Source organism: Mobiluncus sp., assembly GCF_985070215.1.
This window is the reverse complement of the sequence record NZ_CFKZQR010000032.1, coordinates 1-25,751: the sequence shown is the minus strand read 5'-3', so window position 1 is coordinate 25,751 and position 25,751 is coordinate 1. Positions and strand designations below refer to the sequence as shown.

Below are 25,751 nucleotides of genomic sequence, written 5' to 3'. Positions count from 1 at the left end.
TGCTTTCACCTCCGAGGTATCAGCGGACTTTTGAGCCGCGGTCGCTGAGGTAGCTGCCTCAGTAGCCTTCGTCTCCGCAGTCGCAGCAGACCCAGCAGCCTGAGACGCCGATGCGGCTGCGCTTGTGGCGCGCGATTCAGCATCCGCGGCCGACGTAGCTGCGTGCGAAGCAGAATCCGCAGCTTCAGTCGCTTTCGTCTCCGCAGTCGCTGCAGACCCCGCAGCCTTAGCCGCCGACTCAGCCGCCTCTGTTGCTTTCACCTCCGAGGTATCAGCGGACTTTTGAGCCGCGGTCGCTGAGGTAGCTGCCTCAGTAGCCTTCGTCTCCGCAGTCGCAGCAGACCCAGCAGCATTTTCAGCAGCTGTTTTTGCTTCCTGGGTGGTTGCCTTCATTTGGTCAGCTGCTGCTAAAACTTTTCTTGTGGCTTCCCATCCTGCGGCTACTAGCGCACGTGCCATTTCCACAGAAATGGGTTGTCCGGTAATTGCGACAGTAGCAAGCTGAGTAATGTCTAAAACCCATGGTTCGCCATCGGTTCGCGGTGGTGGAGGCAAAATTGTAAACGGTGCTATACGCGGTTTTACGGTTTCGTCGATGTCCTCAAACTCGAATCTGACTTCGTAAGGAATGTTGGTCGGATTAAGGTGGGGGTCCGAGGTGTTTAGGATACGTGCACCCGCTTCGCCGTCAATCACGAACAATTGCCCGGCCCGGTTCATTTTGATGGGAATATCCACTAGCGCGATTGTGAGTGGATCCGCATCAGCCGTACCGATAAATCTGGTCTCGGTCTGCAGGGGGTGCAGCACAATCGACCCTAATGGCTCTATCAGGTCAGGGTTTAGTCCCTCGTCGACAGAGTCAGCGGTAGGGATAGCGACCTGGCCTGTGAGCAGGAAATATCCGAGAGCCCCAGGCAAGCTCCTGCCTGTCGCGTCTTTCCAATCCGTGATTGCCATCAGATTTCCACCACATCATCCGGTTCGCTCCGGTGCTTGGGTGCCCCGGCATCAGGCAGGCCACCAGACCGGTCCACGCTAGACAGGCCGGCGACAGTGTCCGGGTCGTCTACCGGCGGCGGAGTCGGCGCAGCCACCATCTCGACCCGAATATCTTTCATAGACGCTGCCGTTTCAGGTGTCGCCAAAGACGTCAGGACAGACACGACCGCGGCCGTAGCTGCTACCGCCAGGATATGCTGCCAATCCAGATCAGTAACAGCAACCGTGTTCGTGCCGATCATCGCCAACGTGGCTTGTGCAAGCGTTTTCACGGCGCGTTCGGCAGTTCCTGCCCAAAATGTTTTCTTCATGTAAATACTCATGTTTTTCCTCCTGTAGATTTGGTGTAAAAGGAAACCCACCCGGCGGGTGGGTTATTGACGGGACTCGATTCCGAGCTTCTCTGCTATCTGCCGTAGCAGACTGGTCTTTTTCAGGCTCTGGTCCATGCCCGGATAGTCAGTCAGAATGTCCTTAATCTCGCGCACTCGCGCACCCATTCGTTGAGTGTCCGGATTCTGCCACCAGCCAATATCTCCTTGTTTCACTTGGATTAGCGGAATACCCGCGTTTACCATGCGCTGCACAAGGTCTGGGTCCCCGATACGTGTACTGCATCCGCCAGATACCTCATAAATGGCCCCATCGGGCTCTCTCATCAACATGTTTTCTCCTCTCGGTTTTGCTGCCGGGAGGGCCCCGGCGAGCGTGGTTTGTCCTTTTGCCATTGCCCGATACCAGGCCTTAGCGCGCTTCATGTAGGCGTCACGCTGCGCGCCGGCAATCGCACCGGGGCAGCCCGTCGCCATAAAATACTGATGCGGAAAAACATTCCCCATCCACCTGGGCTCGCCCAGCCCGTAGGCATGGCACAAAGCCGCCACCAAATGCGCCCCATTGTCCAAAGTGGCCTCGCTAATCGTCCAATATGGGCCTAGACGATTATTCGCGTGCTCAATCGAAATCGTGTCCGAGTTTCGTCCCCCGCCCACAGCCCAAGCCGTATCACAATCACGCACGTATTGGCCGATACGCCCGTTAATATCGACCTGATAGTGTGCGGAAGCCAGACGAGTTTGCCACACTGACCAGCAGCCCCGCAGACTCAAATTCGCCGCATTGTGATGCAGGGCGATCGCCCGGACCGGTTTCCCGCGCCGACCTGCCGTGTAATGTTTGGCCATCCAATAGTTCTCATCGGCGACCAAATTGTTCCAATTACGCATCTGTTTCTCCTTTATCTCGTTAGCAGGCTTTTAGCCGCCTAATCTCTTCCGCGTTCTGTATATGCCCCACCATCAAAGCCTGAATCTGACTATTCAAATCCCGACGAAATTCGAGCGTCTCCAGATACCGCTTTTTCGCTATCTCACGGTCATGCGCATACGCTTCAGCCTGCATAGACAGCGCAGACATCACATTATCTATATCAACCCGGATATTAGTTGTGTGCGTGTTCTTAATTTCACGCCGAATATCCTCTACAGCCTTCTGATTACGAACTGCTGCTTCTTCCACCGCTTTTTGCCGTTTCAATATTTCGTTCAAAGTTAGCGTATTTTCAATATGCAGCGATTCCGTTTCCTCTTCCGCTTTCCGGGCGGTGGCCTGCAACTGAAGTGTCTCCGCAGTGGTCTTTTTTCGGCCAGCGACCTGCACCAGCAAAACGCCTATAATCGAGCCGCCCGCCGCAATCAGGGCTGTTATCACTCCCATCATGCAGCCCCACCCCCCAGCCGAGCCTCGATTTTAGCTAGGCGTTCTTCTAGCTGGTCGAGACTCTGCCGCTGCTGGCACGCCACCTGCCACAGAGCGACCGAAAGCCGGGAATACTCCACGCCCACCGGCTCACCAGTCTCCAGATTATGCGTCACGAAAATACCAAGACCGGCAGACTCCAGGTCTTCGGCCTTCCACCCCACCATCCGCTCCGGTAGAGGCTTCAACGGCCTGGACGGACCGGGCTCACCGAATTGTTTTTTCCACTCATCAATCAAGGCTTGCGGCCGGTACGCCACCGGCTCCACACCCAGAATTCCCGTCAAATCACGGACAGGCTCCGGGTCAAATTTCGACGCCCCCGTGGAGGATTCCACAAATTTCACGCCGTACACATTTCCGGTGGCCGCAATATCAGAATCAGAATCCAATCGGACTGCCCGAAATCCTGCATCTACACACATTCCTGTATATGACCGAGGATCTTTGGTGATTGCACTGATGGTAGTCATCGACTCGCCATTTTGCCAGCCGATTGCTATCTTCTCAGCCACAAGAACATTGCTATCAAGGCGGGGAATCCAGCCGTTACCGTAACCGTTGATTTTCACAGCCCCTGTCTGAATCCCTTGAGAATCCATTGACGAATTGCCGACCTCAAAATTTGTCCCATCCATCGAGGTAGACCCGTAGTCTATAGGGTTGACCACAGTGCCCATCCCTTGCATACACTTCGGGTCTATTTTCACGCCCCCCACATACAGTTCAGAGGCGCGGACTATGTCGCCGACAATTTGAGAAGCCTCAATATATCGACCTTTAATAATGTCCGCCCAAAGCGTGTTCAAAACTGCTTTGTTCGCGGTGAGGTTGTCCACGACCGCTTTGATGAATGTCGCAGATTGACCCGTCAAATTTCCAACGGTTGCCTGTATGAAATCTCCGATTGCCGCCGTAACAGAGCCCGCATCCACACTGTTCGCGGTGACCGCGCCGGCCTCCAAATCCGGGGCAGTCACGCCGGTAACAGTCACGGATGCCGGTACAGTCGCGACCCACGAACCCTTGTTCCCTGCCGTGTCCACTAGGCGTGTCCACCCCCACACCTGCACACCTCTAACCCCCTGCAAAACCAATGTCGAGGGAGCCACATTCGACGAGGCAACCACTAGAGTCGCATCGTCCGCGGCCGGCGCTATGGGGCTGGTGGTTATTGTGGCTTCAATCCGGGCAAAATCTGCGGGTAAGCCTACCTCTACACCGAGAGGGGATTGGACTTTCCCGGTGTAAGTGATGAGGGCGACGCTTTTAGAGCTGGTCAATTGTGCGGCCACTGGCAGCAGGTTTCCTGCCCCGTCCTTTATCGCTAATGTTGTTCGCTGGGACATGCACCATGCGGAGGTTCGTGTACCGTTGTAGCCAGCCACTCGGAACTCCCATAGAGTGCCCGCGGGCAGGGAAGCAATCTCGGCTTGCGGTGCAGTAAATATTCCGAAAGCCTGCCATGGTGCATCCTCACCATCTTCACTAATGTTTCGACCCTCGAGGATATATTGACCTTCGCCACCGTTGAGCATTCCTTCGTTCCATGCCAGGCTAACGGAGGCGCGTGCCCGACCATACTGATCCACGAATGCTTGCGAGCCGACGTTAAGCTGGCTCGGTCGACCAGGGTCAGGAGTTAAGTCCAATGACGCTGACGTACCGTTGCCACCAACTGTTGCTCCACCAGTCAGCTTTTTCAGGTTGCGTGCCGTCACCAGCTGGGATTCTGTAAACCGGTCATTGAGAACCAGGTTTCCGCCCAGACCTTCACGTCCCCAAGTGAGCGTGACCTGCCGAAGCCTTACTGGCTCGTGAACCCCCGGATGCGTTTCACACTTCACCCACGCTCCCGGCCAATAATCCACCAAAGGACGAAAACGCGCCGGGAAAATCAGCTTTTTCGTTATCTGTTTCGCTGGTCTGGCAGTCTTGTCCAACTCCGCGGCCGCCATTGCCCGGACTGTGCCCTCGTTGCCGACCCCTTCCATTTTGTAGTATTGCTCGAAAACTCCCCACGGGGTCGGCGCTTCCGGGTTATCTAAGGTGAAACAGATGTCGCCGGAGCCGCGCACCAGTGCGCGGGAGACAAGGTTTTCTACAGTTTCCTCGGTCGAGGCTGAAGTGATTTCTTTCCCGGCGCGTAGCCATATCGGGTTGTCGGATTTGTCGAGTCTTACTGTGGTTGTGTCTATGTTCCACATTGAGAGCGTGCGACCGTGCATAGCCCATTCACAGTAGCCGCCCTCAGTGAGTGCCTGGAGGACAGAAGCCAGAGAGGCGCCGACCTCGAAACTGACTCCTTGCAGAGAGCTACCAGTCCAGGGTTTCCCGGCTGTGTCGGTGGTGGCGTTGAAATCGTAGTCGATAATGTTGAGCACGCCCCGCCGATGAGCTATGTCTATCAGGTCTGACATGATACGGCCTGGTGTGGCCTCGACGTAGTAGCGTTTTTCGGTGCCGAAATCGCCGGACCAGTCCACTACCGCCGCGTGCTTGAGCAGAGTCGAGTAGGAGGGGCAAACGAGTTTTAGTACCTGTTGGGGGTTTTCGTCGTCTTGAGACCTGGCGGCCAAGATGAACCTTCCGCCTTCCGGTTCCACCCATTTCCCTCCAGCAGCTACCTCTACCGCTATGTCGAGGCCTTGCCCGATAGCGGCGTTAAGCAGTTTCCCGCCAGGGGCATGGACCGAGTATTCCATTTGCAGGGCGGTGTCGGTAGACCTGGTGAAAGCAGCTTGCCAGGAAAGGGGAGAGTCCAGGAACCCTAGACGTTCATCGGTGCCCGCCTTGTAGGCGACCAGACGCGGATACTCAATCAGACCCATGCACGTCTCCCTTCCAAAGCCACATCAGTTTTTCCTTTCACAGCACCGTCTAGCTGTAAATCGACGCGCATCCTCTTCGTTTTCGCTTCCGCAGCAAGGATTAGACGCCCCCCAGTCGGAAAATCCAGACCACCAGTCACCCACGATGTTTTCCCTGCCGAATCAGTTTTTTTCGCTGTCAACTCGTCCATGTCGATAGTCAGCGTTTCGTCTTCCGTAATGTCGCCCGTGAACGTCACCCCCGTCAAAGTTTGACAATCAGTCAGCTGCAGACGCGTCAAGGGACCTCTGGCGTGAATCTGAATATCCTCAACCGGTAAAGTGCCTACAAAACCGTTCACACGCATCCCCAACCCCGGCAAAATATGCACCGTCTTCGGACGCTCATCCCGCCAAGCAACCTCCGGCAGCCGCAACTGCACCTTCCACCTGGCCCACCTGCCAGCCCTGCCGTCCTCACGGTCAGGCTTCACACTGACCAGCTCAGCCCGCTGCACGCTACGCTGCGGACGCGAATCATCACCATACGGACGTATCCGCGTCACCATCAAGTTCGGATCCATCAGTACCATCTGCAGCCGGTCAACCATACCCTCCAAAACGGCTGGACTATCCGCAGCCGGGGCAAGCTCCAAATCAAGAATTGGCGCATCCAGCACCAGGTTCCGTTGGGGAATAAGCAGGTTGCCGGAGCGTCCGGGGATAGAGATTTGTTCGCTTCGTGGTGCCGCACCCAAATGCATAAGATTCGAGGACACAAACGTCCACTCGCGAACATCTATCCCGTCAATGAGATACGTGTATGGAGGTTGATATACCATTAGACGCTCCTCGAGTAGGCTGCGGATAGCTGTAGTGTACGGTTGATAGTGACTGAAGTCGGTTCTGCCTGCGGATAGTTGTTAGTCACGTGTATGGACGGTCCCGAGCCCGTCTTATGGTTGTGCATCACATCGCGAGCTATCATGTCAAGCGTATTCCACTGCGACGGGGTAAACACGGGTTCGGGCTTACCGGTCAAGTTCAGGGTTTGCGTCACACCCTGCGGAAGCCAGCCACCCTGATCGTACTGATGATACCGAACAGCATGATATCCAGATCGAATTGGTACCTCTTGCGCTTTCTTGCCAGGGCGTGGCTCCTCAATAATCGAACTGCCACCGGAATAGACCTGGATATGGGACTGTTTCGCGTTTACAAGCAGGTCACCCTTACGCTTCTGATTCCAAGCAACTTTTTTCCCTGCGTTGTCGTATCCCGCGGCCGTCAAGCGTGGAATACGTACAGGGTTTGGCATGTGGTTGTAGCCGTAGTACACCATGCCGGAGCAGTCCAGTCCGGGGGGGATAGATGCGCCACCCCACACGTAGGGGACTTTCCCGACAATGTTTGCTCGCAGGTAGCGCACCAGCCGGTCGCCGAAACCGCTGCCAATCTTGTCCGCTTGAACTTTGAAAAAGCGTTTTATCGCGTTGAAGAACAGGTTGGGCACACCCTTGAAAAGGGCTCCCCACGGGGTCGAGGCGATACCGCCAAGCATACTCTTTACAGGAGCAAAAATTAGGCTGCTTACCGCCCCGATGGGGTCAGAGAGGACTTCATCAACGAAACCAGCCACGGAAGACATCGCGTTCTGTACCGCGCCCAGAGCGTTAGAGCCCCAGTTTTTCGCGGCCGAGAAAATGCCACCGCCGGAAAACTTTTGCACCGGCCCGGGCCAAACCCCGCCAGTGGAGGCACGCCAATCACCTGGATCAGCTAAATATTTTCCGCCACGCAAATGTTTGTTGACCCAGTCAAGCCATTTCTTGCCACCCAAAGCTCGCAGCGCGTCAGGGCGAATGATGCCCTCACCGCCAGACAGGAGCAAGGTTCCGCCGGTCGGCGACCAGAACTTGTGAATGTCTCTGCCGGGAGTGAAACCAGGGAGTACGCCGCCGGAAGCGAAAGCTATACGCGGGGCTGCAGGTAGCGGGTTCTTAATCCCGACCACCCCGGCGAGCTTGTTGAATGCGGCACGCAAACCATTGTTATACACCGTGTTGATTACGAAGTTTACTGGTGCTGCAGCGACCTGCTTCATGCCGTTCCAAATCTTGCTGATAGCGTCCTTAGCGGTACGCCAAGCGCCGGAAAAGTCGCCGGTCAAGAATTTGCCGAACGCGGTGAAGCCAGTCTTGATTCCGTCAAGTATTTTCCCTAAACCGCCAGCATAATCCTGGAAAAGCTTCTTTGCATTGTTCAAAACGTTTTTAAAAGTGACCTCAAAAGTGTCACGAATGATTGTTCTCAGAGTCTCAAAGACTGGTTTTAGAGCCGTATCCCAAACAGTTTTTACAATGTTAGCGAAAGCCTTGAAGCCCTCAGCCCCGGCTCTCCAAACGGGAAGAAGGACACGGTTGAAAACGTCCCCAATAATGGAGCCCATCAGCTCAAACAAGGGCTGCAGAATCGTGTCCCAAACGGTAGTCAGAGCACCACCGAAAATGTTTTGGAAAATATCAGCAGCAACCTTGAACAAGGTACCGATACCGTCAAAGATAGGTTTCAAAACCTGATTGTAGACTTTGGTGAACATGTTCTGGATACCGGCCCAGGCCTTCATCACGGTTGCCCGGAAGCCCTCGTTGGTGTCCCACAAGTATTTGATTCCAGCGACTAATGCAGCAATCACCGCGATAACAACACCGATAGGACCAGCGAGAGCAGCAAGTTTAGATCCAAGCTGGGTTATGCCCGCAAGCAAACCCCCACCACCAGCTCCACCTGCAGCACTTACAGCACTTGTTGCTGCACTTGCTGCAGACCCCACAGTTTCCGCCGCGCCACCTATGCCGAAAAACCCCGCCAGACGGCCCAACCCGTTGCTGACAGAACCAATCATTGAGCCGATAGACGCTACACCAGCCAAACCAGCGAAAGCAGTACCCAAAGCAATCACGGCGTGCGCGATTGCCTGAATCTTGCCGGGGTCAGCATTAGCGATCTTGTCGAAAAAATCTGTCAGCTTACGGGTAACACCCATAGTGCCATCCCCGCCACCAGCAGCGTTCCACAGATTCCCGAGAGCAGCACACATAGACCCGATAAGCTTCCCGACCTTTGGAGCATTATCCATGACGGATTGCATCCAAGCCTGGAAACCAGTATTCGATTGCAGGCCTGCAGCCCAAGCCGCGAAAGACTGAGAACCACGTATCAAAGCCTGCTCAAAATAGGTTCCCAACGGCTGCAACGCCATAACCAAATCACGCACACCCGCCAAAACATTACCCAGGAACTGGCCAAACCCCTCCATCGCTGGCCCCAAATGTTGCGCAAGAAAATTCCCGAACGCCACCCACCGCGGGCCATTCAACGATTTCAGACCATTTTCAGCCATACGCCCCAGACGAGTAGCTAAATCATCCACCAGCCTGGAAACCGCAGGGAAATGCGGCTCCAGAGACTCCAGCCCCCGCTGCAACCCTGGAAGGAAACCGTCCTGCGCTACCACCGACAGCTGCCCAAACCGGTCAATCAGCCCATCCAGATACAAAGCAAACGCACGTCCAGACTCCGGCAGCTCAGACAAAGAATCCTGAACAGCAGCCGCGGCCGCCACACTCGCGCCCCCAGCTGCAGCAGCCGAAGCCGCTATTTTCGCGTTTCGGTCAGAAATGTCCTCCATTGTTTCGGCTAGGCGCTGTTTAGCTTCCTGCTCACGGTCAGCGTTGTCTAACGCAGCTTCCGACGCGTTCTTCTGGGTTTCCCGCAGTTTCTCTAAAGCGTTTTCTTGGTCCTCGATACCCTGCAGGCGGGCATCAACCACTGCTTTTTCCGCAGCGGCTATAGATTCGGCGGCCTGCTTGGCTTGTTCCGCGGCCTGCTGCTGTGCGTCAGACACGGCTTGAACCGCGTCGGCGACATGCTCCTGGGCGGCGGCGAGTCTTTCCTGGGCGGCACGGACACGGTCGGTACCGTCCACGCCCTCCTTGTCAATACGGGCTTTCTGTTCTGCAAGGTCTTGGTTCGCGGTCTTTTGTTCTGCTAAAGCCTGGTTCGCTTGGTCCAGGGCAAGCCGGGCAGATTCCCAATCCAAATCCGACCCACCAGTACGGCCTAAATCTTCCAGCGCTTTCTTAGCCTGCTTAACGTGCAGTACAGCGGCACGTTGTGCCAGCGCACCGTCTTTTACAGCGTCCTCTAAATCCCGCAGGTCTTTGACCGCGTCACGGCGGGCTTTCGACAAGGCTTCTTGGGCTTTGAGCACGTTCTTCTGAGCGCGAGCCAAGTTTCTTTCTGCCGCAGCAACAGCCCGGTTAGCGTTCTCGACCTGACGGGCTGCCTGCTGACGGACACGTCCCAAGTTTTTTTGTGCATTCTCTACACGTTTAGCAGAAGCCTCAGAGACCTTTGCGACGTTCTTTTCTGCAGCAGCGATACGCTTTTCCCACAAATCAGCAGACTTTACAGAGGCCTTATGAGCGGCCTCTATCTGCTTTTGAGCGTTAGCAACCTGGCGTGCATCCTGCTTGTGAGTATCGCGAGACATGCCAGATTTAGGAGCTTTAGGAGCCTTGGCCCCACCGCCACCAGCAGAAACTTTGTCCCGAGCCATCCGCAGTTTCGTGACCGCGCCAACAACGGGAACCAAAGCTAAAAGAGACGTCCCGATAGCGCCCGCAGCGCCTGCCGCAGCAGCACCAATACCGACCAGCGCACCAATAGCAACGTTCGAGGCAGTCACCGCGGCCGGGCCAAGGAACGTTATAGCCGCAGCAAGTAGCCCAATCATCGCACCCGCAGACTGGGCCGCGAACCCCATACCATTCAAAGAGGTAGAATCCGCTTTGACGTCAATATCAACGTCTTTACCGTCAAGCTCTTCAGCCTTTAAAGCGACCGTTTGCAAATCAGTGATTGCTTTGACGACGTTTGCTTTCACGTCAATATCGGGATGCTTAGCGGAAAGTTTTACCAGCTCGGACTCAATCAAACCAAGCTGCATATAGGCTTCGGCAGCATCTATATCAACCCCGATGGTTTTACCCGACAGGGTAGCCATGCGGGCACGCAGCTCGGCAAGTTTCCGGTCAGCTTCGGAAGAATCCGCCCCCACCTTCACTTCGGCCAGGCGTGCCGACGCAGATTCCAAACTTGCCCGGAACGTGGCCTGAAACTCGGCGGCAGCCTTAGCGCCTTCCTCACCGGCGCCTTTCACAGTTCCGTCAAGATTGACCTTCGCTGCGCTAGCTGTTTTCTCGAACGCGGCCGCCAACGTCTCCCCGCCAGAAACCCCCGCCTTAGCGGCAGCCTGCTGAAAACCTTTAAACGAAGGCGCTACCTGAACGAAAACAGTACCGGCTTCAAGGGTTGGCATAGGGTGGCCTCCTTTCAAAAGGCGCAAAAATACGGAAACCGGTAGACGTTGCTACCGGTCGGGGAGTATTTGGTTCACGAAGTCTTCCGCGGCTTCTGCCCGGGCTTTTTCAAGCGCCGCCTGCCCTACAGAGACAGGACGCGGATAAGGCTCCACCTTGTGCGGTTTTCCGCCACCAATCGCAGTAACGGTCGCTTGTAAAACATGAATCGAATCGATGACAGTTGCCAGCATCGAAGTCTGTAGGTTCCATTCCGTGAACGCCGTGACCTGCTTGGCTTTCTCGTCATTCGTCTGCAGCTGCGCTAACGCTAGCGCGTCCGCGTTAGCTTCATCTGTGAGATATGCCTGAGTAAACCTCGACGCTGGGGGAAGTTGCTCAATGAGAATAAGCAACTTCCGCCAGCGTCGTTTTTTCCATTCACTCGCCAAATCCACGCCGTAAACCTGTTGCAGGTCGGCGCGGATTACATCCTGGTAAGTTTCAAGTAGGTATCTCAGGCGATGGATTCCCCCAGAGAAGCCAAAGCGCCCTCGTAATGATTCAAAATCATCTGGGTAATCTTCAACACCTGCTGGTAAGTTGGACGGTCAGCAAAAATCTTGTTAGTGTTCTCTTCACCGACCCAGGCTTCAAAAATGACTCGCGACTTTTGCGGATTTTCCTGGAAGTCCTTGAACATCCAAATCAGATCCTCAGCCTGCTCAACATCCATATCTGCAGGGTTCGGGAACACAATTTCTTCACCGCTCAAAGTTACATACACGAAAGGCTCCACAGCTGCTTCCAGCTCCAGAGCCTCCAACGTAGATTTAGGTCGGTTTGCAGATTGTTGTTTGCGGCTAGTTGCCATCACATCCACCTTTCTTGTTCTTGTTTTTCTTTCCATCATTTACAGCAGGCACGGATTCTTGCGTTTCTTGCACGGTTTCATCATTTCCAGCCTCCTTTCCCTCAACTTTGTTTTCGATTTCACGCCACCCGTCATTGAGCATCTGCACAATATCGACAGGGCTGGTAACTTCTCTCACCAGCCCGTTTAGTTCCATTTTCATGACCGCTCCTCAACCTCAATGTTTCCGGCGAGGAAGAGAGGGGAAAAACCCTTCCTCGCCGAAAACATCAAAAATCTGTTAGCTACCCGAACCTGGGGTAGACGTTCCGGTAGCCTGCCCGAAATCGAGAAGCTTGCCGTGCTTCTTAGCCCCGGTTCCACCGATGAAAGTGTCAACTGTCCAACCCACTTTCGTGTCAGTCAAGATCTTGAACTTCAAGGGGGTCTCCAAAGCATCATTGCCCCAAGCATCGGCCGGGAACTCAGTCAGCTGCACCTTTGGGTATACCTTTGCCCAAATCCATTCCTCCTCCGGGCGGCCATCACGAGCCAATAAGATCATTCGATATTCACCCATCTTCACAATCGAAGGAGTTTTGTAATTAATCTCACCGTTCGCGGCCTGCTTCACATTAGACAAGTTCACGCCCTCAGTCAGCTCAATAAACTGCTTCTTAAACTTCTCCAAAGCAGTCACCGAGATAGAGCGCGTAATCTTGATGATGTCAGTACGGAGCGAGTCGTTGTAGCCGTGACCTTCCACATCAGAAGAATCAGTCTCAGTCCCGAACTCGTACCCGTCCTTTTTGACGACACCTAACCCCCACCAGCCCTCAGGGAGTTCGAGCAGTTGTCCATTGTCACCGAAAAGGTGCTCTGGTAATGCAATATCTGCCGGACCGATTACACAAATCGTTTCCAACGCTTTACGGATAAGCTCCGCATGGTCATATTTTCGTTTCATATCAGCAATAGTTGTAGATCCAGCCATTTTTGTAGTCCTTCCACTCGGCTTTTTCACTGTCTGCGAGACGTCACATGGAAAGCAGTGCTCACCAACGCGACATCGTCTATCTGGTAGGGAACCGTGGTCGGTGTCGGGTCGCACACCACTTCATCAGCCAGCCCCGCAGGCACATCGAACCAAGTCGATACACCAGGAACAAGCCAACTGTGGACACGCATCGCCAACGCTTCCGCAGATTCCTCACCAGACAAAGGCGGGTAGGGCGAATAAACATCAACATTTACTCGCTCTGTACGTTCAAGCATGGACTCCACCCCGCCACCGGGAGTCACATGAATCAACGGGAGACGCTTCAGGAAATCCACCGGCAGAACATTCACCACCAAGGGAACCCCAGGCATCATCCCGATACGCTGCGTCACCATTTCAACCGAATCCGGGAAACCACTCACGACAAATCCTTCCGTAAAGTACGCGCCGCATTACCCAACACATGCTGAGCACCTCGACGCCCTAGTTTCGCCGGAACCAATTTCCCGCCACGACGACGCGCCTTAGAACGAATCCCTATCGGAGCACCCGTACCCCATTCCACCGAGGCCGCATACGGCACTGTCGCTTCCACCACCGCACCGTTACGCACTTTCGGAGAGGAAGCCCTCTTCACGAAGGGCGTGTGCACAACTGCAGGACGCGCCCGTATAGAAGCCGCATAAGCACCGGTTTTTTTCGGTGCGACAGCTTGAATCGCGGGCACTTTCGATGCAGCATACCTAGCCAAGGCGGCACCCATCTGAGGCGAATTTGCCAGCCCGTCCACCGCTTTACGCGACGGTTTGAACACGGCTTTAGTCATGAATCCTCCTCAAGTTCACGTGAATGCCGAGCGGCCACGGGTCAGGTTCACCCTCGACCTGGTAAAGCCCGTACAACGGGTGTTTTGCTGGAACTTCTACCCGGTCAGTCGACGTTGGTGGGGTTTGCCCGGGGGTAACCAGATACATGTCCGCAGTATCAACAGTTGCCTGGGTAAAACCCTCATCATCTGTCGATACTGTCGGGGTCACGAGGACGTGGGGGATTGCCCGGTCAGGGTCGGCAATACCGCGGCCGGGTTTCACTGTCACGTCACAAGCCCAGGCGGGGAAAGGCATCCGATACACGGTTAGTCCTTCCGGTAAAACGGAGACCACGGGGGAATCATCGACAAGGCTCCAGCCCTGTGAGTGCCCTGGGTTCCGCCGGTGAGCATGGCCAGCTCAGAGGGGAGTATTTCCAAGGTACCCGGGTTGTCCCCGCCGTAGGTGATGGATTCGGATAAGGCTCCGGTTGTGGAGTTGGTTGAACGCATTCCTTCCGGGTTGCGGAACACGCGAGTGACCATGGCGATAACCACATCTGCGACATTGTCAGCTAGGTCTGGTTCGCCTGCGTCAATCCGTTGTTGTATTCCGGGTACCCGCAGACGAATCATTCGTTCGGCTTTCCCCAGCCAGGCCGTGATTTTGTCCTGGTCGGTGGGGGTGTCGTAGCCAATCCATTCGTTTTGGAAGCGTTGCGCGTCAACCCACACGGTGGTTCCTTACTTCTCGGTTTTCTTTCCTGTTCGGGTCGCCGGGGCTTTCTTGTATCCCGCGTCCTCGTAGTAGGGAACTCGGGGTTCCGGTACGGTGACTTCGGTGCCGTCAGGAGCGGTCATGGTTACAGATTCCATCCGTTATGCTCCCGTCTTGAAAGCGACGAACGCTTCCGGGTCGGCGCAAAGCCAACCGAACTCGGCCTCAGCGATGATGACCACAAGGTTGTGCTCGAACGCGGAAACCAGTTTGCCGTCCAGAGTCACTGCCGCTTCGGTAGACAGTCGGAAGTTAATCCCGGAAGTCACACCCCAGGCACATTTCGACCAGTCCCCGCCGAAACCGACAGTTTTAGACGTAGCATCTGCGACGTTGTCCGCCAGGCGGGCAGAACGCCCGATGAGGCGACCGACAGTCACCGGAACTGGGGCCTCGGTGACATTGTTCAACTCGAAAATGGGGCGCTTGTTAGCGTCGACCTGGTTCAAGAACAGCGTCTCGGAGGTCGTATCGAACACGAAACCGTTGAGTTTCTTCTTATCTTTCAACAGCAGGTCCAGACCAGTAACCAAGTCGCCGTACATGCCATTAGCGGAAGTGCCCAAAGTGACAGACTTTTGGGTTTGCGCCACATGCGTATCGAATGGGCCACCGCCGTAAAGCGCTGCCTTGTCGAAAGCTAACGCGAACGCTTCACCAATCTGTTTCTTGTAAATGTCCACGTAGCCGCCAGGGTTAGCACGGACTACCTCAGCCGAGACCACAGTTTTCGCAGCCAGCTTGTGCGGTTTCATGGTCTTAATCCCGATAGCGGTAGAGGTCGAGGGCTTCAATCCGGCTTCAGCGACCCACCCCGCTTCCGGTTTCCCGGTAGTGATGGGAATCTCCACACCGTTAACCCCAACCGGGATTTGACGAGCCAAAGACTGCACCACGGAAGTCTTCATGGCCTCATCGAAAATCGGTTGTGCTTGGTCAGGACGCAGGAAACCTGCGAACTCGTTAGTCATCGTTGCTTTAGTTTGCTCAGCCATAGTCATCTCCTTGTCTTGTAGAGGCTGAATTTACGCGATTCCAAGCTTTGCCCTCAGCGCGTTTTCCAACACGTCAGAGTTCAAAGCAGGTGCCCCCTTAGTGGGGTTGCCCAAAACCTTCGAGGACGGACCAGCAGGCTTCGCGTCAGCGAGAACTTTCTTGAACGCTTCGCCCTGGGCCACACATTCTTCCTCAGTTTCACCAGTAACCAGTTCGATAGGCATCCCATACTGAGACGCGACCTTCGCGCGAACCGCATCACGATTCGCCCGCTCGAGCTCAGCCACCTTCTCCTGGAGCTTCTCGGTGTCAGTCTTAGAGGATTCGTACTCTGCCAGCTTCGCTTTCAAAGCATCGAATCCCTCATACTTCTTCGCGGTCTTCCGACGGTCCTCAGCCAGGAAAGCGTTGACTTCCTCCTGAGTGAAAGTACGCGGCTCCTTCGGTACTGAATCCGCGGCCGGAACATCGGCAGATGCTGCAGCTGCCTGGGGCTGCTCAGCGTTGGTGTTAGTTTCGGGCATAGTTAGGCCTCCCTTTCGGAGTAGTTATTGGCCACCAGAAAACCCCAAACCTTCGTGTCGCCTGGTGTAACAACACACCCCTCCTAAAGGGGGCTGGTTGGGTAGTCGAGGTATGCCCCGGATAAGCGGGCATAAGAAAACCGCCCTGGCATATAGCCAAGACGGTTCAGTCAGTACTTGCGCGTGGAATTATACGGTCAACCCCTGTGATTCCATGAGCTCTTCGTAATATTCCTCGTCATAGATGTCTTTCAGCGCTATGACCTCATCAAGAAGTTCTTGCGTGAGGGGTTTGTTGTCATTGGCAACTACAGCCGTCACCCCGGTGAGAGGCGCGAATACGCCATCCCACTTTAGGACATCCAGCATGTCATCGCGCTCCTGTGTGGTAGCGTAGCCCTCCGCGTAGAGATGCTCTATAAGGGCTGCAACTCTTTTTTCATTCTCATTCATGACCACGCCACACTTTCTCGAGCCTGTGAAAAGATGTCACTCTTATTGTACCGCGTGACTTTGAGAGGTACACGTTGTAAATGTTTCCGTCTTCGTATCTAATCGTGTACTGTTTCGTTTTCTCGAGACCTGAGTAGTCTATGCGTCGCAGCAACGCTTTCAGTTTTTCAGCGATTACTTCGGAAGTAGTTTCCGGGTCAAATTCTGTCTTGTTGTGTATCCACCCATAACCGGAACTATGTCCGCCCGCTTCTTCATCTCCGTAGAGGATGTGGTTCCATTCTTTAGCACGCAAAAATGGGAGGTCTTGCGGCCAATCGTCCGGTGGCTCTTCCCAGTTCTTTGGCGGGAGCTTGAATACCTCTCCGTCAATGACTATTCCTTTCAACCTCGCTTGGTCCTCAACCCAAGACCGGTATGTGTCCCACTTTTCCCTTTGCAAAGTACCATCAAGTGAGGCCTTGCGGGTATTGCGTTTCTCAGCTTGCTTTGCTTGACGCCGTACATCGCGGCGGCGCTCTATCACGTCCTCAGCTGTATCCCCAGCATGATGATAGGGCAAGTATTCCTCGTCATACAGCTTTTCGAAGTCGTATCCGGGGTTCTGTCCCTCCCAATGCGCGCCACGAACAGAATCATCAACCACCCAGCGACCAACAACCGGTACTGGAACACAATCACAGTTTTCGTGATACCGGTTTGACGGGCCGCCTGCGTCCTCCACTGTTCCATACACCGGTCCGCGGCTGGCAAGCATCAGGCAAAAATCGCATGTAGTGGCACCCGTTACCCGCCTGGCATACCGAACTTTACCGCCTGAGCGACGCACCGAACCATCAATAGTGTTTCGGGCGTGTTGACGGGTATGGCGCACAGCTGCCGCAGTCAAACGCTGCAACGCTGTCTTTCGTTCAGCCTCCGAAACTTCCTTTTGGAACAGAGGACCCAACGCCCACCGGGTTGAGGCTTGGAAAGCCTCCTCGTTGTATGAATCAGGCAGGAAAGCCTCAGCCCCAGTCAGGGCTTCATACCAGTCAGCCGCCACCGCGGCCGCCATCAGACCATACCGGTTGATTAGCTGGGGTATCACGGACTGCAGCATTTGCGATGCTGTGTTGTTGTCCGTTTCGCGGATAGCTTGCCAGATACGGTCAAGGTCGCGCATTAGAGCGTCCTCGATTTTCTGTTGTGCTATCTGATACGCCCGAATCTGTTCAGGAGTAGCCAACTGGAACTATCCCTCAAGACTCAACGAGCCGTGTTGGTGTAATCTGACCCGATTCGTCCTGGACTTGCTTCGCGGCAAGGTCAAGCAGACTGAAAGAGCCGGAGTTCCGGCGGGCTTCCGCCATCAACGACTCAATAACCGGGTTGTCGTATCCGAGCAGCTTATAGGTGGTCGGGGAAACAGCAGGCAAAACACCAGACTGAACCTGAGACACGACCGCCTGAGCCATTGCTGCACGAGTGGGAGTATCCGGGTCCCGATAGTTCGCTTGCAGTTTATGCAGCTCAGGCGGGAGCATTTGCCCGCTGTTGTTGATACGCCACGCGAGCTGCATGGCTTTCACCACACCAGCCCCAAAGGTAGCCTGTGCGCGCTCTGCGTCCTTATTCAAAGCAAGGTACGCGGTGTGCATCGCCGCGTCAGAAGCCGGATTATCGTGAATAATCCCCAACACGTTTACCGGAATGTTAGTCTCGCCAGCAAACAGGGCTGCGTCGGAACGCAGCATGTCGATATGGGGCTGCATGGTGGCTTGCGCGAACTGTTGAATCTGTGGTTGTTGTCCCTCCAGGTTCGACGGCAGTAAAAGCATCTTGTTGAGGGCGAACTCCCAAGAGGAAGGAGCCTTGCCGGTCTCGTCCTCGAAGTCCTCCTTGCCAAGCCCCAAAATGGCACGCTGCGGAGCGGAATAGAACTCTGCCCCTACCTCCATGCGCAGCAAGGTGCGTACTGCCCTGGCAGTAATCGACAGAACCGCTTTCGAGATACGCGACCGGCCAAACGGATCTTCCAAAGAAGGCTTAAACGGTACCAGCGTCACTGGGACTTCCCCCAAGGAATGTACCAGTCGTTCCACGTCCCAAGACCCGCCGGTGCGGAATCCGAACACCGTATGCGTATCCAGGAACAGAGCGAATGATGCGTCTTCAGTCACTTCGTCATAGTTCATCGTGAACGCGGCACGAGCCCGCCGCCGATTCCTATCCCACAAAAGGGTCGAGTTAGTAGGGGACAGGCCACGGATAACCGCGGCCGGTTCCCCTTCCACCCCTGCCATCACCGCGAGGAAAGCACACCCGTACTTCAGCGCGGTGGTATGAACCTGCGGCAGTTCGATACTCAGACGATTCTCGGCTTCAATCGTGTCTAGCCCATAGTCTGCCGGTTCATGGCCAGGCACTACGAACCCGTCCAGCTCCAGCAGCCCCTCGAACAGGTCGACAGCTTTAGCTGGCCAACCTAGCACGGTCGACACCTGTTTCATTTGCGGCGGTACAGAAATGTCGAAATGTTGAATGAACTGTTTAGCGTCGTAAGCGTCCGAACGCTGCTTGTTGATTTGAGCGTGGCTGGTGATTTGCTCGAGACATTGCTTTTTCAGTTCCAGTTCGTCTTCCGTGAAAAGGTTGCTAGGGATGTCCACATACTGGTTGAAGTTCACAATCTCACCCTCTTCCGGTTAGCCCTTGCTAGACGTTTCGCTTCCATATATTGCAGCCCCCATAAAGCCAACGATGCAGCCACTAGCGGGGAAATGTTCGTGGCCACGTTCTTCCGAGCCCACTTCCAAAGTGAGTCCCCAATCGGATGAATCCGTCCCGCTTCAACTGCCTCATTCAAGAGTCGGTCGTCCAGGTGCGCTAAAGTTCCTTGACGAACCGCGTCATAAAACTGGCCGCACGCTTTCGCATAGTCTCGCCCGGATAGCTGCGTAGTCCGGATCCGGTTCGCCTTCAGCTCCGGCAGTACCGAACCTGCCGCTGAGGCGGCATCGACCACAATCATCTCCGGGCTGTACTTTTCCTCCAGTTCTTTCAGCCTGGGCACAATCCACGCCAAGCCTTCCGCGGTGTCCACCAGCTCGACATGATACTTACCGCTTTCAGAGATGGACGCGACAGCGATATAGGCGGCTTCGCGGGAAGGCGGGACATCAAGAGCGAACACCATATGTTCGCCAGGTTTCGAAGTCTCATCAGCAGCCTTTTGCCAAAGGTCCATCGGAATGAGTGAATCGCCACCAATCTTTTCCCAAACCCCCAAATGTTCGCGCTCAAACTCGGCATCAGTCATCGGGGAGTCGAGTTCGTGGCGGAAATAGCTCGGAGCAATACGTACCCCGTAGCTTGGATTAGCTGCTCTCCATACTTCAGGATCAGCCCGCCACACGTCACGGTCATCACCCCAAGCCTGACGCTCCTCGATACTCATATCGTCCCAAGACTTCGCCGACCACTCCAGATAGCACAAACTGTCAGCGTTCTCACCAGTAATCCCCCGGTTGCGCAGCGTCTCCAGAACCGTAGACGAAGCCAGACCCGTTGAAGATGTATACCAGATTTGTGGATTGCCCTCTTCCGAGCGGGCACCCATCGCGGGAAGTACAGCAGCCATGAAACTTGACGGCAAAAACAACGCTTCATCGAAAATAATCCGGTCCGCGGTGAAACCGCGCGCCGACTTATTGGACCGAGCTTTGAACTTCAACCGGTTCCCGTTCTTTAGCTCAATCGCTTCCTTACCATTTGCGGTATATATTCTTCGCACCTTACTCGACAGGATGTTGGACCCCTCGATAAGGTTGCGAATCCGAAGGAACGACTCCTCAGCAGTCGAAAACTCTTGCGCGGAATGAATCAAAGTCCGGTCATCCCACAAAAAGAGCGATGCTAACTGCATCGCCTCCAAAATCGACCCCTTACCGTTCTGTCTCTGGGTAACTATCACAACTTCGTAAGCCGCCCATTTCCCCGCAGCGTCCACACCCAAAGCTTTACGCAACGCATACTTCTGCCACGGGTCAAGAACCAAACCAGCAAGCTCAGCAATATCAATCGCATCATCACCCAAAGAACGAACACACTCAGGCACTCGCTCTATCCTCGGCATCTGCACGCCGACTTCGGAGGACTGCAAGCTGCTCACTCAAGCTCTCCTCCCTCTGATCCGCTCCAGAAGCAGACGAAATAAACTCAACCAATTCTTGACGCCGCTTAGACAACCCCGCCAACGCCTGCGGGGGAGCAGCCGCCATAGCTGCCGTTATCACCCGCAAGTTCTCACGCGCATCAGCCACCGCATCAATCTCTTCAGGCACCGGCGCAGCCTCAGCCACCGCCAACGCCACCGGCAAAGCATCTAAACGCTTATGCGTCTGTCGCAGATTCCGTTTATACTCGGCAACCGCCAAACGACACGCCTCACACGGCTTCTCACCGTGCCGCAAATGGCGCCGATACGCGGCAGGAGTACCGTGCGGCTTCAACTTCCGTGCCATCACCGACCCCCCCATTCCTGGCCAGTACAAGCGATAAACCGTGCCCGAGAATACATCTCAACAGCACCTCCATCAGGCCGTGCTTCACGATGACCCCGACCCTCCGGGCACAAGTGAAAAATATGCAAGCCACAACCAGACAAACTAACCTCAACGAAAACCTTATTCTCGCAGCCCACCAACACCGCGGCCGCCCAATCAGTTAGTTCCCCGGCTTGTAAGCAATGATCAAGGTCGATACAGCCAAGTCCGTTCCCGAGCATGATTCCTAGCCCGTCACCTGTCCTAGAAGCGCTGACAGTATCAAAGCTTGCCCACGTGGCAGGATTGGTTGAAGACGCAGGCGTGCCATCAACTTGAATAGGACGTTTCCCGACACGGCGCGTCCATTGGTTACGAAAACGCATCTCTGGCGGGAACACGCCCAAGCCGTTACGGGCTCGATACGCTGCCTGCTTACACGCTGCTGAGCAATACTTTTGCGGTCTTCCGCGGCCGGTGGATTCCACCGGTTTAAAGCATCTGGCGCATACCTTTTTCATACCCCAATTATACGCCTATATCGTTGCAATATCAACGATTGTTACTTTATTATTAGGGGTTTGAACCTGACGAATCGTAACCAGGAAAACCTCAAAAACAGCCTGCCAGGCCGCAACTCGCGTCTACGACCCCGAGACACCCGCAGACCGGCGATGTCACCCGCTTTTCCCCCAGCGCGGGGAGAGAAAAGCGACTATGCGGGGTGGGGCGCGATTCCGGTGGGGGAGGGGCTACCCCACCCCCACCGGTTTTCCTCACCCATTAGAAAGGCGGTGGCATGGCAGCCACCCTTTCCCCCCGTCAACGGTGAAGATTACCATTGGCGGGAAGTCTTGGGGCGATGAGGCAGTTCATGGTGTACGTAGTATTCGCCTTTGCCTCGGCGTGAATTACAGCCGCGATGTGCTGGCATTAGCTTGCCGTGTAGGCTACCGCCGGCCGCTAGTGCCTGGACGTGGTCGGCGGTGAAGCTCATTGGGTCATTGGCTGGCAGGCTCACATCTATTGGGCGTAGACATATCCAGCAGACCAGCCCGCGGCGTGCGACCTCGGCTCGGAGTCTGGCGCGCTGACGGCGGTAAGACCTGTCATTATATTTCGAGGGCATCAGGAAACCCCCAATGAAAAAGCCCGACGGCACACAGCCAATCGGGCATCAGGGATAGTAATCCCACTGGCAGCAGTATTACATTTATCGCCGTGATACGAGCATAGTCCCAGTTCGCTAGGCGTGTCGCGGACACTCGTAAAGTGTGTGTACTCAACTGTCATGGTAGTCCTCCCTGCGGGGACGGCCACGCGCCTCAAGCTCTCGCACGTCGTTCACGCAAACCCAACGCTCTCCGTGTACCAGTCGAGAGCGTACCCGCCCTCGATGCACCCGCACTCGCAGACGGTTAGCAGGAATCCCATAGGACCGCGCCGCCACAATCAACGGCAGCCACATTAACCCCGTATCGTCACGCATCAATCAATCTCCCCACCAAACCCGGCAGCCCGCGCAATCGCGGAAACCCGCGCCGACCATTTCGAATCTGAAAGCTGTAAGCCGCAAGCCAGGTTCTCACACACGATTTCTTGGGGAAGCCCCCGACCAGAAGGCGGGTAATACCAAAGCGAGGTCTGCCCACAGCGCTCACACTTCACCTGCGGCAAATGCCGCTGCCGCTCACGCTGCGGCCAACGCGCCCGAGCCGTAGCCAAGACCCGACTCAAGTCACGACGGAAAGGACCCACCTCAGCGCGACCCGCGAACCAATCCAGCTGCGAATCCACCCAAGCCGACAGCTCACACAAAGAATCCACAGACCTCACACCCAAAGGCTCACCATTGTGCCCACGCCACCAACCAGCCACACCAGGAACCTCCACACCACGCAGCGTTCCAATCATCAAGCCCAGCCTAGCCAGCAATGCGCTCAGCTCATCAACCATCATAAGCGTTTGCGAATACAAAACTTTTGACCCAGGCACACCGCCACCGCTACCCGTACCGGATTCCCGAGGCTGACCCGAATCACCAACGCTGAGCAGATGCTCCACCAGCCCCGGCAACTCCACCACGTCACGATGTAGCCGATTGAAACACGCACGGCACAGCAGACCGATCTCAGCCAGACGCGGCGCATCAGAACTACCCGGATTCATAAACCCAGAACCCCGACAACCCATCAAGCAGTACACCGACACAGAACCTGCCACAGCAGACTCCTCAGCCACGATGCCTCCTTCCCCGCTTACGCCTCGACACAGCTTCACCCGACGAACTACCCACAGAGCCGTCACCCGACCCGACCCGACGCAGACCAGTACCGGGCAGAGCAGACCCAGCCCCCAGCCGATCAGTCCCATCCAGACCAGTACCGGGCAGTCCCGAAGAGTCCCGTCCAATAGAGTCCCGTCCAGTCCCGTCCCGGCAAGTAGATACTTGTCGAGGTGACATACTCTGAGACTCGCTCTGTCGTGGTTCAGGCACGCCTAAAGCCCCGGTGTGCGTCGATTTCTTCGCGACGCCGGGGTCAGACCTACGAACCGGAGATTGTCCTGCCTGATACTCACCAGGTCGTCCAGGGCTACGACGTGTAGACCCGTCCGGTTGCCCGGCACTTCGCAGACGCTCCCGACTGTCGTCAAGAGTCGGGGTCACAATCGAAGTATCAGTATCAGTGACCTCACTTGATAAGGAGGGTGCAGCGCTACTGGATGTAACGTGTTTCCGTATACGTGAGGGAGTCGATTCAACAGACTCATCGTCAGGTGCGTCTCCAGAACGACTCCGGTTCGTATTGGGTTGTCGGTCGGGACCAATGTTCGGTACTGTCGGAATGTTGTTATCCGACAGGAACTTCGCAGTGGCGCTCCCGTACCGTGGCATTTTCGGTTCGGGATATAGCTCGTAGGTTTCGTCCCATTGTGGGTTGTCTTTTCTGGCTGAATTACAACTCCGACATGAGACCACGAGCGTTTCAACTGTTCCGGGCTGTCCTGGCCGTAAATGGTCAAGCGTCCCGTCTCGTGGTGTTTTCGGTCCTTTCCAATGGACTCTGACGTTACACCAACGACAGTTATCCCCGTCCCGTTGCCTTACCGGCACTTCCAGGCGCGGATCACGCGTATCATTCCGCTGCCGGTTGCGCCGTTCCTTGTCCTCCCTGGATTGCAGGTTCAGGAAGTCAGGGTCTTCAATGAGCGCAATAGTCGGTACTTTACCTTCTGTCACATCTCTACAGATGCCAAGTGTCCTGCAGTACCCCAAGAGTCTTTTCGCTTGCTCTAGAGAGTCTGCGCACCGGTAAGCGGTACCAAGTGGGAGGTGATAGTCCATGTCGAATTTGGCTGATTCGAGAAACATCAGGAACACGAACCCCATAAGCTCAAGCCTGGTTCGGTCGTCCACGTCTGGAAGTCCGATGACTTGCATTATGTGAGGGAATGAGCCTGCCTTGTCACTCGCTTTCACCCAAGACAATCCTGTACCTCCCGTTAATTCATTGAGTTTGGTATTCAGTTGTTGGGTTCCCCCGACCGGCGATGAAATTTTTACACACGATGGCATAGACACCGGCCGGGGGATATTCAGTTATCGCACATAGGCAGCTGACGCCCCCATGCACGCCCGAGGCGGCAAGCCGCCCCAAGTTTGTGGTTACCCGGCCTCTAAGATTTCGCCGGTTTTAGAATCAAACATTGCAATCTCGCCGGCTGACCCGCCAGTTTCCGTATCCTGCACGTCATCGTCCTCTGGCAATGCTGGAATCAGAGAACGCCCGATATACCGTCTGGGGTCAGTTTCATACCTACGCGGAGGGGTCTGCACCGAAATCTGCATCTGCAGCTTCACAACGTTCGGAATCTTGGTTGGCTTGACCTGTACTTTATGTGTCACTGCTCCTGGCGTCCCATTCACAATTGCGCCGGTAATAACCCTATGCAGCTCTTCAGTCAGATAGTCAAAGAGCGCCGAATCAGCGTTAAACAAATCTTCCCATGTGCAAATATTCATGCGACACTCCTTACGCCAGGACCCGCATCTGGGGTATTCCAGTCGATAACCTCCACGTCCACCCAGGTCACGCCAGGCGGCGGGGTCTCCGCGTCACTCGAATGCAGAAATGGGCCCATCAGATAGCGATTGGAATCATCAGGCAAAAGACCGTAATCAATGAGTCCATCGACAATAGGTTTTGCTGTCGGCATCCAATTGGCCACATCACGGCGCCGCCGCGGGTCATGCCACATAAAAGTCATAGAGATTTTCGCCAGCTGCAAATTTTTCGGGAAATGCTCACCGTGCGCCATCAATTTGGCGCGCACCCTCAACTCGCGACGCACCCGGTTACGGGCGTACACGGACACGGTTCTGTTCTCCGTGAGAATCACCCCGCGCTCCAGTTTTAACCGCATTACGTAGCTCACTTCGCGTCCTCCTCAACATCTTCATTCGTGAGGCGCCCAATCAGACCGCACTCGATGGGAGTCAAGACATAACCCCATTTCTCGAGCGCCTCAAAATAGAATCGAACCAACTCAATTCCGGGATACCAAGCGTCCGTATATCCTTCGAGAACGACAAAAACTACCAGCGCGAAAACGCGCACAGATTCTTTAAAGCTCTTTTTCGCGAATCCAAGCAAATATTCGAAGCATTCATTCCGTTCCAACGGCACATCACGCATTCCAATTTTTGCGCCAAACTCCTCGACCAATCCGGTATTAAGGCCGACCGGTGCACGCAGAATTGCGTTTGCGGCCAGGAAAAATAATTCATTCGGGAGTTTTCCATAATCCAACTGCGACAAAAATCCCTTCAAAAATTCACGCCGGTATTCCGTCGCAGTCCGCTGACGCTCCTCCTCCTG

At 55.1% G+C, this 25,751-nt stretch carries 30 protein-coding genes; 1 reads left to right on the top strand and 29 read right to left on the bottom strand.

Annotated elements, in window-relative coordinates:
• From AC5LBQ_RS07030 to AC5LBQ_RS06905, 26 genes are all read right to left on the bottom strand, one after another.
• Positions 1-960, bottom strand: a 960-nt coding sequence (locus AC5LBQ_RS07030) for a hypothetical protein (protein WP_493265038.1), incomplete at its 3' end; no start/stop codon positions are given.
• Positions 960-1,325: a holin gene (locus tag AC5LBQ_RS07025; RefSeq protein WP_493265037.1), complete on the bottom strand. Its 366-nt coding sequence runs from the start codon at positions 1,323-1,325 to the stop codon at positions 960-962. The genes AC5LBQ_RS07025 and AC5LBQ_RS07030, both read right to left, overlap by 1 nt.
• Positions 1,326-1,376: 51 nt before the next feature.
• Complete coding sequence (locus AC5LBQ_RS07020) at positions 1,377-2,228, bottom strand: peptidoglycan recognition protein family protein (RefSeq protein ID WP_493265036.1); 852 nt, start codon at positions 2,226-2,228, stop codon at positions 1,377-1,379.
• Between the two features lie 19 nt (positions 2,229-2,247).
• Positions 2,248-2,721 (bottom strand): hypothetical protein, encoded by a 474-nt coding sequence (locus AC5LBQ_RS07015; protein ID WP_493265035.1) that lies wholly within the window; start codon positions 2,719-2,721, stop codon positions 2,248-2,250.
• Positions 2,718-5,591 carry a phage tail protein gene (locus AC5LBQ_RS07010; protein WP_493265034.1) on the bottom strand — a complete coding sequence of 958 codons (2,874 nt, stop codon included), beginning with the start codon at positions 5,589-5,591 and terminating at the stop codon, positions 2,718-2,720. Before AC5LBQ_RS07010 ends, AC5LBQ_RS07015 begins: the two co-directional genes overlap by 4 nt.
• On the bottom strand, positions 5,582-6,412 hold the full coding sequence (locus tag AC5LBQ_RS07005) for a hypothetical protein (RefSeq protein WP_493265033.1): 831 nt from the start codon (positions 6,410-6,412) through the stop codon (positions 5,582-5,584). Before AC5LBQ_RS07005 ends, AC5LBQ_RS07010 begins: the two co-directional genes overlap by 10 nt.
• Positions 6,412-10,953, bottom strand: coding sequence for an NlpC/P60 family protein (locus AC5LBQ_RS07000; RefSeq protein ID WP_493265032.1), 4,542 nt, complete (start codon positions 10,951-10,953; stop codon positions 6,412-6,414). The genes AC5LBQ_RS07005 and AC5LBQ_RS07000 overlap by 1 nt, the downstream gene beginning before the upstream one ends.
• 51 nt (positions 10,954-11,004) lie before the next feature.
• On the bottom strand, positions 11,005-11,391 hold the full coding sequence (locus tag AC5LBQ_RS06995; RefSeq protein WP_493265031.1) for a hypothetical protein: 387 nt from the start codon (positions 11,389-11,391) through the stop codon (positions 11,005-11,007).
• A 59-nt stretch (positions 11,392-11,450) separates the two neighbouring features.
• Positions 11,451-11,807, bottom strand: a complete 357-nt coding sequence (locus AC5LBQ_RS06990; protein ID WP_493265030.1) for a hypothetical protein — start codon at positions 11,805-11,807, stop codon at positions 11,451-11,453.
• Entirely contained in the window at positions 11,797-12,009 is a 213-nt protein-coding gene (locus AC5LBQ_RS06985; protein ID WP_493265029.1) for a hypothetical protein, read from the bottom strand. Before AC5LBQ_RS06985 ends, AC5LBQ_RS06990 begins: the two co-directional genes overlap by 11 nt.
• 78 nt (positions 12,010-12,087) lie before the next feature.
• A complete protein-coding gene (locus tag AC5LBQ_RS06980; protein ID WP_493265028.1) occupies positions 12,088-12,780 on the bottom strand; it encodes a hypothetical protein in 693 nt (230 codons plus the stop codon).
• Between the two features lie 26 nt (positions 12,781-12,806).
• Entirely contained in the window at positions 12,807-13,208 is a 402-nt protein-coding gene (locus AC5LBQ_RS06975; protein WP_493265027.1) for a hypothetical protein, read from the bottom strand.
• A complete protein-coding gene (locus AC5LBQ_RS06970) occupies positions 13,205-13,612 on the bottom strand; it encodes a hypothetical protein (RefSeq protein ID WP_493265026.1) in 408 nt (135 codons plus the stop codon). The genes AC5LBQ_RS06975 and AC5LBQ_RS06970 overlap by 4 nt, the downstream gene beginning before the upstream one ends.
• Positions 13,605-13,949: a hypothetical protein gene (locus AC5LBQ_RS06965; RefSeq protein ID WP_493265025.1), complete on the bottom strand. Its 345-nt coding sequence runs from the start codon at positions 13,947-13,949 to the stop codon at positions 13,605-13,607. The genes AC5LBQ_RS06970 and AC5LBQ_RS06965 overlap by 8 nt, the downstream gene beginning before the upstream one ends.
• Positions 13,922-14,329, bottom strand: a complete 408-nt coding sequence (locus tag AC5LBQ_RS06960; RefSeq protein WP_493265024.1) for a Gp19/Gp15/Gp42 family protein — start codon at positions 14,327-14,329, stop codon at positions 13,922-13,924. Before AC5LBQ_RS06960 ends, AC5LBQ_RS06965 begins: the two co-directional genes overlap by 28 nt.
• A 9-nt stretch (positions 14,330-14,338) precedes the next feature.
• On the bottom strand, positions 14,339-14,470 hold the full coding sequence (locus AC5LBQ_RS06955) for a hypothetical protein (RefSeq protein WP_493265023.1): 132 nt from the start codon (positions 14,468-14,470) through the stop codon (positions 14,339-14,341).
• A 3-nt stretch (positions 14,471-14,473) separates the two neighbouring features.
• Positions 14,474-15,367 carry a phage major capsid protein gene (locus tag AC5LBQ_RS06950; RefSeq protein WP_493265022.1) on the bottom strand — a complete coding sequence of 298 codons (894 nt, stop codon included), beginning with the start codon at positions 15,365-15,367 and terminating at the stop codon, positions 14,474-14,476.
• Between the two features lie 30 nt (positions 15,368-15,397).
• Positions 15,398-15,892, bottom strand: a complete 495-nt coding sequence (locus AC5LBQ_RS06945; RefSeq protein WP_493265021.1) for a scaffold protein — start codon at positions 15,890-15,892, stop codon at positions 15,398-15,400.
• A gap of 189 nt (positions 15,893-16,081) precedes the next feature.
• Positions 16,082-16,345 carry a hypothetical protein gene (locus AC5LBQ_RS06940; RefSeq protein ID WP_493265020.1) on the bottom strand — a complete coding sequence of 88 codons (264 nt, stop codon included), beginning with the start codon at positions 16,343-16,345 and terminating at the stop codon, positions 16,082-16,084.
• The gene (locus AC5LBQ_RS06935) at positions 16,338-17,573 is read right to left on the bottom strand and encodes a VG15 protein (RefSeq protein WP_493265019.1); all 1,236 of its coding nucleotides are present in this window, start codon (positions 17,571-17,573) and stop codon (positions 16,338-16,340) included. Before AC5LBQ_RS06935 ends, AC5LBQ_RS06940 begins: the two co-directional genes overlap by 8 nt.
• A gap of 13 nt (positions 17,574-17,586) precedes the next feature.
• Complete coding sequence (locus AC5LBQ_RS06930; RefSeq protein WP_493265018.1) at positions 17,587-19,014, bottom strand: phage portal protein; 1,428 nt, start codon at positions 19,012-19,014, stop codon at positions 17,587-17,589.
• Positions 19,011-20,444, bottom strand: coding sequence for a terminase large subunit domain-containing protein (locus AC5LBQ_RS06925; RefSeq protein ID WP_493265017.1), 1,434 nt, complete (start codon positions 20,442-20,444; stop codon positions 19,011-19,013). The genes AC5LBQ_RS06930 and AC5LBQ_RS06925 overlap by 4 nt, the downstream gene beginning before the upstream one ends.
• Positions 20,437-20,850 carry a hypothetical protein gene (locus AC5LBQ_RS06920; protein WP_493265016.1) on the bottom strand — a complete coding sequence of 138 codons (414 nt, stop codon included), beginning with the start codon at positions 20,848-20,850 and terminating at the stop codon, positions 20,437-20,439. The genes AC5LBQ_RS06925 and AC5LBQ_RS06920 overlap by 8 nt, the downstream gene beginning before the upstream one ends.
• Before the next feature lie 856 nt (positions 20,851-21,706).
• Positions 21,707-21,868, bottom strand: coding sequence for an HNH endonuclease (locus AC5LBQ_RS06915; protein WP_493265015.1), 162 nt, complete (start codon positions 21,866-21,868; stop codon positions 21,707-21,709).
• A gap of 285 nt (positions 21,869-22,153) precedes the next feature.
• On the bottom strand, positions 22,154-22,360 hold the full coding sequence (locus AC5LBQ_RS06910) for a phosphoesterase (protein WP_493265014.1): 207 nt from the start codon (positions 22,358-22,360) through the stop codon (positions 22,154-22,156).
• Positions 22,360-23,244, bottom strand: coding sequence for a hypothetical protein (locus tag AC5LBQ_RS06905; protein WP_493265013.1), 885 nt, complete (start codon positions 23,242-23,244; stop codon positions 22,360-22,362). Before AC5LBQ_RS06905 ends, AC5LBQ_RS06910 begins: the two co-directional genes overlap by 1 nt.
• An 84-nt stretch (positions 23,245-23,328) precedes the next feature.
• On the opposite strand from AC5LBQ_RS06905, the gene AC5LBQ_RS06900 reads away from it, so the two are divergent.
• Positions 23,329-23,478 carry a hypothetical protein gene (locus AC5LBQ_RS06900; protein ID WP_493265012.1) on the top strand — a complete coding sequence of 50 codons (150 nt, stop codon included), beginning with the start codon at positions 23,329-23,331 and terminating at the stop codon, positions 23,476-23,478.
• A 1,060-nt stretch (positions 23,479-24,538) separates the two neighbouring features.
• On the opposite strand, the gene AC5LBQ_RS06895 is transcribed toward AC5LBQ_RS06900, so the two are convergent.
• The 3 genes from AC5LBQ_RS06895 to AC5LBQ_RS06885 form a co-directional block, all read right to left on the bottom strand.
• On the bottom strand, positions 24,539-24,895 hold the full coding sequence (locus AC5LBQ_RS06895; RefSeq protein ID WP_493265011.1) for a hypothetical protein: 357 nt from the start codon (positions 24,893-24,895) through the stop codon (positions 24,539-24,541).
• Entirely contained in the window at positions 24,892-25,308 is a 417-nt protein-coding gene (locus AC5LBQ_RS06890; protein WP_493265010.1) for a hypothetical protein, read from the bottom strand. Before AC5LBQ_RS06890 ends, AC5LBQ_RS06895 begins: the two co-directional genes overlap by 4 nt.
• Positions 25,305-25,751, bottom strand: a 447-nt coding sequence (locus tag AC5LBQ_RS06885; protein WP_493265009.1) for a hypothetical protein, incomplete at its 5' end; no start/stop codon positions are given. The genes AC5LBQ_RS06885 and AC5LBQ_RS06890, both read right to left, overlap by 4 nt.